Origin of the sequence: Thermomonas carbonis, assembly GCF_014396975.1 — a bacterium.
Lineage (GTDB): Bacteria > Pseudomonadota > Gammaproteobacteria > Xanthomonadales > Xanthomonadaceae > Thermomonas > Thermomonas carbonis.
Window position 1 is genome coordinate 583,194 of record NZ_CP060719.1, and the last position, 12,792, is coordinate 595,985.

Consider the following 12,792-nt stretch of genomic DNA (forward strand, 5'->3'; position numbering starts at 1 on the left):
CAAGGCCGGCTTCGTGTATTGCGTGAAACGGTTGGAGCTCGATCAGAAATCCATGCCGCTCATGCCGCCCATGCCACCGCCGCCCGGCATCGCCGGCTCGTCCTTCTTCGGGGCCTCGGCCACCATCGCCTCGGTGGTGATCATAGGGCCAGCGATCGACGCGGCGTTCTGCAGCGCGGTCAGCGGTACTTGCGACACACGATGAGGTGCTTCAGGGCTTCCCGCCGACGCGACCGAGCTCAGCGGGAGCCGACCTCACGGGCACGATTGCGTTCTTGCGCAGCAATTCCGCAATCTGCTCGGCTGCAGATCGGTGCGCGATTTCATTGGGGTGATAGTCGCCGTCCGCGTGCACCAGGAGACCTCGCCAATTTTCGTCGGTGATCAGAGCATCGCCGACATCCAGGAACGGCACGCCTGTCCCCGCAAGCCCGCCCGAAATCGTATCCGCCAAGTTCTTCCAATCCCCGTACCAAAGTGGTTGATTGCGGAAGGAGATCACCACCAATCGCGCGCCCGCGTCCTCGACCAATTTCTTCAAGGTCAGCACTTCCGCAAGACTCCCGCGAAAGTCCAGCGGCAGTGTCGAGTGGCTGCCTGCTGCGGCCTTGGCTCGTCCGAAAATGCGGAAAAGACGTTCGTACTTGGTGCTGTTCGGGACATTGCCATTGGCGACATCGGTTCGCCAGGAACGATCATCGTTGAGGACCATGGTCAGCACGACGATATCCGGCTGCAACACTGGCCCGAGAATCTCGAACAACTGACGCTCTTGCTTGGTCGCGTAACCGCTCACCCCGCAATTGACCACCTCGAAGCTCTCGCCCCGGCGAGCTGCCGCTGGGCTGTTCAGCAGCGACTGCAACTGCACGGCGAAGGTGTCCTCCTCATGGACGCCCACCCCGAGTGTGTAGGAGTCACCCAGCATCAGCACCCGTCGACGACCAGCCGGCCGCTCGTTCCCCACATCCGGGCCACGACAGCCCTGTGCGTTGAAGCGATAGCTCACGGCGTACTCCAATGTCGGTGGCTCGATGACACTTTCGGAGGTATCGAAGTGTTCGACGGCCACTCCGCGTATGTCCACGGCCCGGAGGTCGTCGCCCAGGTCAAAGGTGAATCGCGCCCGCTCCTCGTCGCTGGTGGCACGAAAAACGCCGGCGACCTCGCGCCATTCCGGACCGATATCGGTCTTCTGGTACCAGCCAAGATTCTCCCAGGGCGGGTGACCCTGGCTCACTCCATAGGAGAACGGACGGGGACCCGCGCCACGCACTTCGAATCTGATCTTGTAGCGATCATCCTTATTCACGGCAAAGCTTCCAAAGGTCGCCTGCACATGCCAGGGCGTTGGGACTTCGATACGCTCGATTTCCATCCGGATGCCGTCTTTGGGCACCCCCGGCAACACCAGGCGAGCGCCGCTGCCAGGATGGTTCAAGCCAATGTGCCATTGTTGGAGCCGGCTATCCTGCGTGCGAAAGTAGCCCCGAGGATTGGACGCGTAAATGGTTCGGGCAGTGCTATTGGGCGGGTAGTACTCCTCCAGGATCGGATGCGGTGCCGTGCCCCCTTCCCAGCGCACGATTCCTGGCTTGACCTCGGTGTAGCCAGTCAGGCGATAGATGCTGGCCTCGGTGAGCGTGAGGCCCAGCGCAAGGACCATTGCGGAGACGAGCAGGCCCACGGCGACCCGTGGGGCGATCCATGCGCCGATGCCGGCCAACAGCATCGACGAGTAGCCGTACATGACAGCGATTTGCAGAATCCGCGCGGGATACGGCTCGGGCTCGAGGGTCATATGCACGACAAAATTGGCGAGTCCCACGATCGCCAAAACGACCATGGCCCGCAATTTCATGCGCAAGCTCATCGGTAGCCGCAAGAGCAGCACGCTGGCGAGCAGCACGGCAATCCCGATGATCCGCTGCGTCGTGCCGCCGGTGGTCAGGTAAATGGCTCCCTGCAGGGTGGCCATCACTGCCAGCAGCAGCATTGCCAGGCGCGCTGCCAATGTCTCCTCGCGCCTGGCCGACTGGGGGGGGTCGTCCGGCCCGTGAGAGTCGGGTGTTGCTGTATCCACACTGTCCAACCGTATCGCCTCGCTATTTGGTTTGCAGCAGGTCCCGGCCGCCCGCAAGCAACCGGACTTCCCCGATTTCGACCGGCACCTCACTGGATCCGATCGCCAAGGTCATTCGGGCATGGGTCTCGTCGGCGGTGGCGATAAAGTCTCGTCGCACCTCCTGCCACCCGGGACCCAACTCCGTCCTGCCCCACAAACCGAGATTCTCCCAGCTCGGCCGATCGAGCGTGATCGCATACTCCAGGGGCGGGCCCGGGCGGCCCGCGCGCGCAGTGCAAACGTGTACTCACGTCCGGCCTCCAGGGCAATTCCATCCAGTTGCAACTGGATCTCCCAGATGTCTTCGCCACTGGCCTGCACCCGCACGAGAAATGGCGTTTGCGGTACCGGAGAAACATGCTCCAACGAAGCCTGCGAAGGATGCTCGGCCGAGAGCTTCCACTGCGGCTGAGCAAGTGACGCAGCGGCCGCAGCCAACTCGTCACCGGCAAGCTCGCGCAGTAACGGCGCGGTGGCGAATTCGATCGACTCGGTGCTTGCTCCAACCGACAGCGCCAGCGCCGCTGCAGTGTCGTCGCCGGTCGCCACGAAGTAACGACGCACCCTTTGCCACTCCGGGGTCAGCTGGATGTCTCCACGAAGACCGAGGTTATCGAAAGGAGCCGTTGCGCGATCAAGCGCGAATGTCAGTGGGCGCTGGCCCGATGCCCGTGCCACCATCTCGAACGCATAGGTGCGACCCTTGGTCGCGCGAATGTCGCCATGACGCACCACCGAACTCCGGACTTCTCGCGCGGGCGGTCCGACAAACTCGACCTTGAGGGTGTCGGTTGGTTGCGCCGGGTAGCGGATGAACAGCTTTCCGGCCCCCAGGCTCCGGTCCCACGATGAGTGCCATTCGCGCATCGGCGGATCGGCGATGGCTGAGGGGGCGAGCAGCTCGGGCATGCCGGTCAGGTTCGACAACAGGGGGTCGGCGGCAATCGCGTGGGCGACCACCTGATGCCAGAGCGGTGCCGGATGACCTTCGTTAGGGTGAAACGCCGTGCTCAGGCCGCCCACGTCCATGAGCTTCACGCCTGGAATCGCAGTGAAGGCCGCTTTGATTTCAGGGTCCGTTGGATCCAGCAGCACAATGATGAAAGGCACGCCGTGCTCGCGCGTGAGCGCCGCCATGGCCCGCACGAGTGCAATGGTCACAGCGACCTCTTTCTTATCCAGCTCGGGTCCTTCGGGCATCTTCGCCTGCGAACCGGGAACCATGCCAACCCAACTCAGCTCGCCGCTTTCCACCTCGAACCGTGGAATCTGGCGTGCCTTCGACTTGGAGAACCAGCTGGCTCGCAGGTAATTGCGCTGCCGGTGGTGATTGATCCACCCGTACAGGATTGCGCGCGGCTTGGTCTTCTCCGTGAGCAGGTTTTTCAGGACCAGATATGCCTGTGTCGTGCCCCAGCCGGACACGGAGAAATTGCGAACTTGCGCCGTCGGCCAGGCTTTTTGCGCAAGTAGCGCGGGATAGGCCTGCTGATCATCGACGCCAACGCCGAAGGTGAATGAGCAGCCGAGGAACCATATTTCGGGGCTGCCGGCCGGACGCGCGGGCAAACGGCGCCAACCTTCACCATCGATCGCGTAGCTGACCTTGAAATCCTGGTGGCTCTGACGAGAAACGGTGTTCGGCTTGTTGCTCCATCCAAAAAGCGGATCACCACGGACATTGATTTCTGTCCATTCCGTTTCCGATTGCCACGAGACCATGCGCCCGTTCACGACCGTCAGATCGCCGGCATGCACCGGGTGATAGCCAGCTGAGAAAGCGATGATCATCGTCAGGACCGTGCTGTTCAGGACCAGCGCAAAATCGTTCCGCATCTTCCAGGCAGCAATCGCCAGCCCGGTGACGAGCAGCCCGGCCGCCCCGACGACCGCTGCGCCGAAACGAAACGAAGTCAAAGGGATGTTGACGGTCTCCACCCATTGCGCGATGGCCAGCAGCAGCAAGCCCTGGAGCAATGCGGTGACGCAGAGGCCGCGCCGGATTCTTTGTGTCGAATGGCTCACGGATTGGCGGCTCGTCGTCAGTCGCCGGTCCAAACAAAGTCGGTGAGCGGCGGTGGCTGGGTGGCAAGGGCAGGAATCGGTACGGTTGGGCACGTGTAATGCAGCGTGCCACGCAGGAAGATGTATTAGCCGAGAGACCCCGGTTCGGCGAGCACGGCCAGCACGATCGCGTTGATCGCACTCAGGCGGATCGCGTTGTGCACGACGGTCAAGCGGATTCGCGCCGTGCGCTGGTCGTCGGCCCGTCGTGTATCGTGTCGGCTGTCTCGCTACTCGCCACGGCGTACGTCATGTTCGACTTGCTCTCCGACTTATGGGCGTACATGCGGACCCGCAGGAAATTCTGGCTGGCGCCGCTCATCATCGTGCTGATCCTGCTCGGCGCGTTGCTGGTCTTTGCCCAAGGCTCCGTGCTGGCGCCCTTCATCTATACCATTTTCTGAAACGCGGCTGCCGCGTCCGTCAGAACGGGCGCGTCAGGTCCTTGGCGGGGTCCTTCGAGGTGACAGGTACGCGATAGCTCGCGGCACTTGCATCACGTCCCCGGGCGATGCCGTGCCGCCCCAGCAACCGCATCAGCGCACCCAGAGGCACGACTAGAAGGAAGAACACCGCTCCTAGCAGCAGTCGCGTGTTGATCCACCCCAAGACATTGCCGACCCGCATCCAGCCACGATGCATGGGGGCGAGCGACCGTGGCCACGTCGCGGCGAGCAGCACCAGCAGGGCGGCGATGCCGACAGGCCACCACGGAATCTCCCGGCTGTAGAGCAAGGGCAGCAGCAGGCAGAACACCACGACCAAGGCGACGGCGAGGATCGCGCCGAACCAGCGCAGCTCGCGATCGGTGAGCTGCGGCGTGTGCTCAGTCAAGTTCGAACTCCTGCTGCCAACGCTCATCCTTCGCCACGGGGGGCTGAGCGGCCTTCCGCATCACGCAGTTGCCTACCACCAGCTGGTCAATCTCGGTGCGCATGAAGCAGCGGTAGGCATCCTCCGGCGTGCAGACGATCGGCTCGCCGCGCACGTTGAACGACGTGTTGATCAGCACCGCGCAACCGGTTTCCTCATGAAAGGCATCGAGCAACGCATGGAACCGCGCATTGTCCTCGCGCGTGACGGTCTGCACGCGCGCCGAGTAGTCGACGTGGGTGATCGCGGGCAGCGTGGAGCGACGCTGCATCAGCTTGTCGATGCCGAACTTCGCTTCGTGCGCGGCATCGGCCAGGCGCAACGCCGGTTGCACGGGGGCGACCAGCAGCATGTACGGGCTGTCGGTATCGAGCTCGAAGTACTCGTTGACGCGATCGCGCATCACCGCTGGCGCGAACGGCCGGAACGACTCCCGATACTTGATCTTGAGGTTCATCGTCCGTTGCATGCCGGGGTTGCGCGGGTCGCCCAGGATCGAACGGTTGCCGAGCGCGCGCGGCCCGAATTCCATGCGTCCCTGGAACCACGCCACCACCTCACCCGTGCCGAGCGCACGCGCGGTGTCCGCATACAACGTGGCATCGTCCACTTCAGTGAATACCGCGCCGGCGGACGTCAACCGCGTCCTGATCTCCGTTGCCGAATATGCGGGACCGAGACAGGAACCCTGCATCGCATCGCCTGGTTGCACGGTTCGCGGCGCGCGCAGATGGTCGTGCCATGCACACAACGCCGCACCAAGCGCGCTGCCCGCGTCGCCGGCCGCGGGTTGAACCCAGATGCGCTCGAACGGACCTTCACGCAGCAGGCGGCCGTTGGCCACGCAGTTCAGGGCCACCCCGCCCCCCATGCAGAGGTCGCGCATGCCGGTTTCCCGCGCCACCGTCCGGGCGATCCGCAGCACGACCTCCTCCGTCACCTGCTGGATCGAGCGCGCGAGGTCCATGTGTCGCTGGTCCAGCGGCGACTCCGCGCGGCGCGGCGACCCGCCCAGCAGCGCATCGAAGTGCGCGTTGGTCATCGTGAGGCCCGTGGCGAAGTCGAAGTACTTCATGTCGAGCCGGAACGTGCCGTCGTCCTTCAGGTCGAGCAGGTGCTCCTGGATCAGCGCCGCGTAGCGCGGCTCGCCATAGGGAGCGAGCCCCATCAGCTTGTACTCGCCCGAATTGACCTTGAAGCCGCAGTAATAGGTGAACGCGGAATACAGAAGCCCCAGTGAATGCGGGAACCGCAGCTCCCACGCTGGTTTGAGGCCATCACGCGTGCCGGTCCACACCGAGGTGGTGGCCCATTCGCCGACGCCGTCGAGGCAGATGACGGCGGCCTCCTCGAAGGGGCTGGGGTAGAACGCCGCGGCTGCATGGGCCTGGTGATGCTCGGTAAACAGCAGGGGCGGCAACTTGGCGGATCCGCCACCAGGCATCAGTTCCAGTTCCTTGCGCAACAGCCGTTTCAGGTAGAGCTTTTCCTTGAGCCAGACGGGCATCGCCTGCAGGAACGACGCGATGCCGCGCGGGCTGTACGCGAGGTAGGTTTCAAGCAGCCGCTCGAATTTCAGCAGCGGCTTGTCGTAGAACACCACGTGATCGACATCGCCCAAGCCGATGCCCGCGGCTTCAAGGCAATAGCGGGTGGCTTGGCGGGGGAACCGCGCGTCGTGCTTCTTGCGGCTGAAGCGCTCCTCCTGCGCGGCTGCCACGATGCGGCCATCCTCGATCAGCGCCGCCGCGCTGTCGTGATAGAATGCCGAGATCCCAAGGATGCGGGTCACGGGCGAAGGTCTCCGTCGCTGCTGCGGATGCGCGTGACCGGCCGCGCATGCGAGCGCAATCCGCACGCGCAGGAATAGATGCCGAACACCGCTTGAGCCAGCGCCGGCAGTCCGTTCTCCGCTAGCCGCTCGATCCAGATGTTCTCGTTCCTTGCAATGACGCCGCAGAAAGCGTCGACCTTGCTGGTGCCGGGCAGTTCGGCGTCGGAGCGGCTGAAGACACACTCGCCGTAGGCGCGCGGGCCCACGCCGAACCACGGATGCCGGTCCCAGACCGAAAGCCCCTGCTGACTGATCGACAAGCGATCGGTGCCCGATGTGGACTCGTCCGTGATGTCGTGACTCCAAGTGGTTCGCCGGCAAGAGGCACTTCGCCGAATATCTGGCGCGTACAGGAAATTCAAACACCCTTCTAGGCCAGTCTGGCGGGTAGGCGGCGGTCGCACAAGCGCCGGTTTGGTGGCGGATCGGACGTCTGTGCGCGGGATTTCGGGATTTCGGGGCGGTGCCGCTTCGTGGTGTTGGCGATTATCCGCACCGTGCCGCTGCAATAGGTGGAGGTGCTCACGTCGATGCCGAACACGCGCTTGAGGCGTTGCGCCCCGGTCATCGCGCGGCGCTTTTCATCGGGGGTGCGGTGGCGCGCGATGGTGCCGGCCAGCTGCGCAACTGCGCGCACGGCGGCGCGCGGGCAAGGCGCAGGCGCGGCCTGCGCTGCGGTTGCTGCACGTTCGTCTCGTACACGCCATCCGTGATCGGATACGACATCGACGCGGCGCAGTGCAGGGATCGGCTGCAAAGAAAAACCCCGCCTTGCGGCGGGGTTCTCTGTGAGCATGTTGCAGTGGAAAGGCTCGATCAGAAATCCATGCCGCCCATGCCGCCCATGCCACCGCCGCCCGGCATCGCCGGCTCGTCCTTCTTCGGGGCCTCGGCCACCATCGCTTCGGTGGTGATCATCAGGCCGGCGATCGACGCGGCGTTCTGCAGCGCGGTGCGGGTGACCTTGGTCGGATCCAGGATGCCGAACTCGATCATGTCGCCGTACTCGCCGTTGGCAGCGTTGTAACCGAACGCGCCGCTGCCTTCGACCACGCGATTCAGCACCACCGACGGCTCTTCGCCGGCGTTCGCCACGATCTCGCGCAGCGGGGCTTCCATCGCGCGCAGGGCGATCTGGATGCCGTGGGTCTGGTCTTCGTTGGCGCCCTTCAGGTCCTTGATCGCGGCCTTGGCACGGATCAGGGCCACGCCGCCGCCCGGGACGATGCCTTCTTCAACGGCCGCACGCGTCGCGTGCAGGGCGTCTTCGACGCGCGCCTTCTTTTCCTTCATCTCGACTTCGGTGGCCGCACCGACCTTGATCACCGCAACGCCGCCTGCCAGCTTGGCCACGCGCTCCTGCAGCTTCTCGCGGTCGTAGTCGGACGAGGTCTCCTCGATCTGCGCCTTGATCTGCTTGATCCGGGCCTGGATGCCGTCGGCATCGCCGGCGCCGTCGATGATCGTGGTGTTTTCCTTGGTGACCTGGATCTTCTTGGCGCGGCCGAGATCCTTGATCGTGGCCTTCTCCAGCGACAGGCCCACTTCCTCGGAAATCACGGTGCCGCCGGTCAGGGTGGCCATGTCTTCCAGCATCGCCTTGCGACGATCGCCGAAGCCCGGTGCCTTGACCGCAACGACCTTGACGATGCCGCGGATGGTGTTGACCACCAGGGTCGCCAGCGCTTCGCCTTCGACTTCTTCCGCCACGATCAACAGCGGCTTGCCGGCCTTCGCCACGCCTTCCAGCACGGGCAGGAGGTCGCGGACGTTGGAGATCTTCTTGTCGTGCAGCAGGATGTACGGGTCATCCATCTCGGCCGACATCGACTGCTGGTTGTTGATGAAGTACGGGCTCAGGTAGCCGCGGTCGAACTGCATGCCCTCGACCACGTCGAGTTCATTGTCCAGGCCGCTGCCTTCCTCGACGGTGATCACGCCTTCCTTGCCGACCTTGTCCATCGCCTGGGCAATCAGGTCGCCGATGTTGGCGTCGGAGTTGGCGGAGATCGCGCCGACCTGGGCGATTTCCTTGGAGGTCGACGACGGCTTGCTCAGCGACTTCAGCTCGCCGACAGCAGCCTTCACGGCCTGGTCGATGCCGCGCTTCAGATCCATCGGGTTCATGCCGGCGGCGACCGCCTTCATGCCCTCGCGGATGAACGCCTGCGCCAGCACGGTGGCGGTGGTGGTGCCGTCACCGGCGTTGTCGGAGGTCTTGGACGCGACTTCCTTGACCATCTGCGCGCCCATGTTCTCGAACGCGTCGGCCAGCTCGATTTCCTTGGCGACGGACACGCCGTCCTTGGTGATCGTCGGCGCGCCGAAGCTCTTCTGCAGCACGACGTTGCGGCCCTTCGGGCCAAGCGTCGCCTTGACGGCATTGGCGAGCACGTTGACGCCGCGCACCATCTTGGCGCGTGCGTCTTCGCCGAAACGAATGTCTTTTGCAGCCATTGGAATTACCTCGAATATGTGGGACGGGGTTCAATCCGCCGCCCTGGAATGGGGATGTCTCGATGGCGGGCCGAAACCCGCCGTGCAAAGGAAACGACGCGCGATCAGAGGATCGCGAAGATGTCGTCTTCCTTGACCACCAGCAGGTCGGTGCCGTCCAGCTTCACTTCCGTGCCGCTGTACTTGCCGAACAGGACCTTGTCGCCGACCTTCACCTGCGGGGTGCGCAGCTGGCCGTTGTCCAGCACCTTGCCGCCGCCCACGGCGATGACTTCGCCCTTGATCGGCTTCTCGGTGGCCGAATCCGGGATCACGATCCCGCCGGCGGACAATTTCTCTTCTTCCATGCGCTTGATGACCACGCGGTCGTACAGCGGCTTGATGTTGGACATTGGCAACCTCGGTAAATGGTTGATTGACAGGGGAAAACCCGGCGATTTTAGCAGTCGCCAAGGGCGAGTGCCAAACCGCGGACGACGAAACCGGGCGAACCCGGGATGCCACGGAGATGGGGCAGCGCCCGGCCCTTTCAAGGGCGGGCGGCGAAATCCGCTGGAACCGCTGAGGCGGCACGCGGTCGAAAGCCGGCCTCCTGCCCCTGTGCGCGCAGCGGCTCCCCCGCCAAGCCCGCCCGGTAAACTGATGCGATGACCGCACTCCCCACTCGCCTGCGTCGCTGGCTGGCCGCCCTTGTCCTGCTCGCCGTGCTGCCGGCTGCCGCGCTGCCCGCTTTCGCAGACGATCTCGAATTGCCGCCGGTCGACGAGGTCTTCGTGCTGTCCGCGCAGGCCACCGCCCGCGACCGCATCGAGGTGCGCTGGCAGATCGCCGACAAGTACTACCTCTACCGGCATCGCACCTCGGTCAAGGCCGATGCGGCCTTCACCAGCGCGACGCTGGCCCTGCCCAAGGGCAAGGCCTATCGCGACGAGTTCTTCGGCGATGTCGAAACTTACCGCCAGCAACTGGTCGGCACGCTCACCGGCGTCCCGGCGAATGGCGCGACCACCGCCACCCTGACGGTGAAATACCAGGGCTGCGCCGATGCCGGCATCTGCTATCCGCCGCAGACGCGCACCCTCAAAGTGCTGCTTCCTCCGCCCGAATCTGGGGGTGAAGACACTTGGGCCGGGTATGCAGGCAATAACCGGCCAATCCGCCAGCTCATTCCCACCGGGGGAAATCCTGGTGCCACCGATGCCCTGCCCCTGCCTGCGGAGCAAGCCTTCACCACCGAGGTCATCGCCGGCGACGGCAATACACTGCTGTTGCGGCTGACCCCGGCGCGCGGCTACTACCTTTACCGCGACAAACTGTCGGTGAAGCTGGAGGCCGGCAAGGGCCTGTCCGCTGCGCTGCCGCCGGCATCGAAACTGCCGAAGGCGAAGCCCTATCGCGACGAACATTTCGGCAACGTCGCGGTGTATTTCGACCAGGTCGAGATCGCGGTGCCGGTGGCGCGGACGGTGGCCGATGCCACCAGGGGCACGCTGGTGCTGGACCTGCAGGGCTGCCAGGACGGCGGCATCTGCTATCCCCCGATGAACCGGCGGCTGGCGGTGTCGTTGCCTGCGGGCAAGATCACGCCCGCAGTCTCGAGCGAATCAGGCACAGCGGTCACCCGAGCTGCCGCTTTCGACGACAGCATTGATCCAGGCGCGGCAAGCGATGCGCCGATCGCAACAGCGATTTCGACCGACGATGCCACTGCCGTCGACCGCGACACCGCACCACCCACTGACGCCGAACGCACGCCCCCGCCGCAGCAACAGACCCACGGCCTGCTTGTTTCGCTGCTGCTGGCCCTGTTCGGCGGCCTGATCCTCAACCTGATGCCCTGCGTGTTGCCGGTGCTGTCGCTGAAAGCCTTGTCGCTGGCCCAGAGCGGTGCAAGCCGCGAAAGCGCGCGACGTCACGCACTGGCTTACACCGCCGGGGTGATGGTCAGCTTCGCTGCGCTGGGCGCGCTGGCGCTGGCCTTGCGCAAGGCCGGCCTGGCACTGGGCTGGGGCTTCCAGTTGCAGCAGCCGCTGGTCGTTGCACTGCTTGCGCTGGTGGTCTTCGCCTTCGGCCTGAGCCTGTCCGGCCTGTGGTACGCCAATGTCGGCATCGGCCAGCGCGGCAGCGCGCTGGTGCAACGCGACGGCGTCTCCGGCGATTTCTTCACCGGCGTGCTGGCGGTGGTGCTTGCCACGCCGTGCACGGCTCCATTCATGGGTGCGGCGCTTGGCTATGCGTTCACCGGCCCGACCGTCGGCGGGATGCTGGTGTTCCTGATGCTGGGCTTGGGCCTGGCCTTGCCATTCCTGTTGATCGGCTTCGTCCCCGCCTTCGCGCGCTTGCTGCCGAAGCCGGGCGCATGGATGGAAACGCTGAAGCAGTTGCTTGCATTCCCGATGTACGCCACCGCCGCGTGGCTGGTCTGGGTGCTGGCCAAGCAACGCGGCGCGGATGCCGCCGGGCTGTGGATGGCGGCGGCGATCGCGCTGGCGCTGGGTGCGTGGGCATGGACGCGGCTGCGGAGCGGCGGCGGGCATGGCTGGCTTGTGGTCGCCCTGGTCGCGCTGCTCGGCACTGGCTGGCCGCTGCTGAAACTGCACCAGTTGCCGAAGGCGCAGCCGACAGGCGCGGCAACCCACAGCGGCATCGCCAGCGTCGCGTTTTCGGAACAGGCGCTGGCCGACCTGCGCGCGCAGGGCCGGGTCGTCTTCGTCAACATGACCGCGGACTGGTGCGTGAGCTGCAAAGCCAACGAGAAGACCGTGTTCGCCCGCGACGGCTTCCGCAATGCGTTGGAATCAGCCGATGCGGTGTACATGGTCGGCGACTACACCGACGTCGATCCCGCCATCACCGCCTACCTTGAGCGACACAAGGCTGTGGGCGTGCCGCTCTACGTGGTCTATCCGCGCAGCGGCGGCGAAGGCGCGATCCTGCCGGTGATCCTGACTCCGGGCATCGCTGAAGCTGCGTTGGCGCAGGCCGCGAGCGGCCGCTGATGCCGTCGAACAAACTGATCCTGGTCGTTGCCCTGCTGGGCGCATTGGCCGGTACGGCCGCAAGCCTGTACTTCGAACCCACCATCGCCGCCCGTCTGGCGGGCACCGAACTGGGACAGCGCGTGCTCGGCGCGGTGCTGGAAGCGAAAGCGCCAGCACCAACTACTGGCGTGATCATCGCCAAACGTGGCGATATCGTGCCGACAATGACGCTCGCGACCCTCGATGGCACGCAGGCGGAGATCCCGACCGCCTGGGCCGGCAAGACGACTCTGGTCAATTTCTGGGCCAGCTGGTGCGCGCCCTGCCTGAAAGAGATGCCGGAACTGCAGGCATACGCAGACGAACAGGCAGCGAATGGCACGCAAGTCGTCGGCATCGCGTTGGATGATGCAGCCTCCGCGCGGGCCATGATGGAACGACTCGGTGTTACCTACGCC

The 12,792-nt window shown here is 64.8% G+C and carries 12 protein-coding genes and 1 pseudogene; 4 read left to right on the forward strand and 9 right to left on the reverse strand.

What is annotated here, in order from left to right; genetic code table 11:
• Nucleotides 1-42: 42 nt before the first annotated feature.
• The 3 genes from H9L16_RS02795 to H9L16_RS16460 all read right to left on the reverse strand — a co-directional run bounded on the left by H9L16_RS02795 (nucleotide 43) and on the right by H9L16_RS16460 (nucleotide 3,262).
• Nucleotides 43-198 (reverse strand): hypothetical protein, encoded by a 156-nt coding sequence (locus H9L16_RS02795; RefSeq protein WP_187554242.1) that lies wholly within the window; start codon nucleotides 196-198, stop codon nucleotides 43-45.
• 13 nt (nucleotides 199-211) lie between these two features.
• Nucleotides 212-1,996: a GDSL-type esterase/lipase family protein gene (locus H9L16_RS02800; protein WP_187553087.1), complete on the reverse strand. Its 1,785-nt coding sequence runs from the start codon at nucleotides 1,994-1,996 to the stop codon at nucleotides 212-214.
• Between the two features lie 198 nt (nucleotides 1,997-2,194).
• Nucleotides 2,195-3,262 (reverse strand): hypothetical protein, encoded by a 1,068-nt coding sequence (locus H9L16_RS16460; RefSeq protein ID WP_425507216.1) that lies wholly within the window; start codon nucleotides 3,260-3,262, stop codon nucleotides 2,195-2,197.
• 646 nt (nucleotides 3,263-3,908) lie between these two features.
• Here H9L16_RS16460 and H9L16_RS16465 point away from each other — a divergent pair.
• On the forward strand, nucleotides 3,909-4,196 hold the full coding sequence (locus H9L16_RS16465; protein ID WP_425507217.1) for a hypothetical protein: 288 nt from the start codon (nucleotides 3,909-3,911) through the stop codon (nucleotides 4,194-4,196).
• Between the two features lie 52 nt (nucleotides 4,197-4,248).
• Nucleotides 4,249-4,593: a DUF5989 family protein gene (locus H9L16_RS16070; protein ID WP_187554243.1), complete on the forward strand. Its 345-nt coding sequence runs from the start codon at nucleotides 4,249-4,251 to the stop codon at nucleotides 4,591-4,593.
• Nucleotides 4,594-4,612: 19 nt separating this feature from the next.
• Here H9L16_RS16070 and H9L16_RS02815 read toward each other — a convergent pair whose 3' ends face one another.
• The 6 genes from H9L16_RS02815 to groES all read right to left on the reverse strand — a co-directional run bounded on the left by H9L16_RS02815 (nucleotide 4,613) and on the right by groES (nucleotide 9,745).
• A complete protein-coding gene (locus H9L16_RS02815; protein WP_187553089.1) occupies nucleotides 4,613-5,023 on the reverse strand; it encodes an SxtJ family membrane protein in 411 nt (136 codons plus the stop codon).
• A complete protein-coding gene (locus H9L16_RS02820; protein WP_187553090.1) occupies nucleotides 5,016-6,854 on the reverse strand; it encodes a carbamoyltransferase family protein in 1,839 nt (612 codons plus the stop codon). The genes H9L16_RS02815 and H9L16_RS02820 overlap by 8 nt, the downstream gene beginning before the upstream one ends.
• Nucleotides 6,851-7,156 (reverse strand): O-antigen ligase family protein, encoded by a 306-nt coding sequence (locus H9L16_RS02825; protein ID WP_187553091.1) that lies wholly within the window; start codon nucleotides 7,154-7,156, stop codon nucleotides 6,851-6,853. The genes H9L16_RS02820 and H9L16_RS02825 overlap by 4 nt, the downstream gene beginning before the upstream one ends.
• A 110-nt stretch (nucleotides 7,157-7,266) precedes the next feature.
• Nucleotides 7,267-7,533 carry a hypothetical protein gene (locus H9L16_RS15980; RefSeq protein WP_223158163.1) on the reverse strand — a complete coding sequence of 89 codons (267 nt, stop codon included), beginning with the start codon at nucleotides 7,531-7,533 and terminating at the stop codon, nucleotides 7,267-7,269.
• 179 nt (nucleotides 7,534-7,712) lie between these two features.
• A complete protein-coding gene (groL, locus tag H9L16_RS02835) occupies nucleotides 7,713-9,353 on the reverse strand; it encodes a chaperonin GroEL (protein ID WP_187553092.1) in 1,641 nt (546 codons plus the stop codon).
• Nucleotides 9,354-9,457: 104 nt separating this feature from the next.
• The gene (groES, locus tag H9L16_RS02840; RefSeq protein ID WP_187553093.1) at nucleotides 9,458-9,745 is read right to left on the reverse strand and encodes a co-chaperone GroES; all 288 of its coding nucleotides are present in this window, start codon (nucleotides 9,743-9,745) and stop codon (nucleotides 9,458-9,460) included.
• A 255-nt stretch (nucleotides 9,746-10,000) separates the two neighbouring features.
• Here groES and H9L16_RS02845 point away from each other — a divergent pair, with 255 nt between their 5' ends.
• Complete coding sequence (locus tag H9L16_RS02845) at nucleotides 10,001-12,352, forward strand: protein-disulfide reductase DsbD family protein (protein ID WP_187553094.1); 2,352 nt, start codon at nucleotides 10,001-10,003, stop codon at nucleotides 12,350-12,352.
• A 206-nt stretch (nucleotides 12,353-12,558) separates the two neighbouring features.
• Nucleotides 12,559-12,732 (forward strand): annotated as a pseudogene (locus tag H9L16_RS16470) (TlpA disulfide reductase family protein); the annotation flags it as partial.
• Between the last annotated feature and the right edge of the window lie 60 nt (nucleotides 12,733-12,792).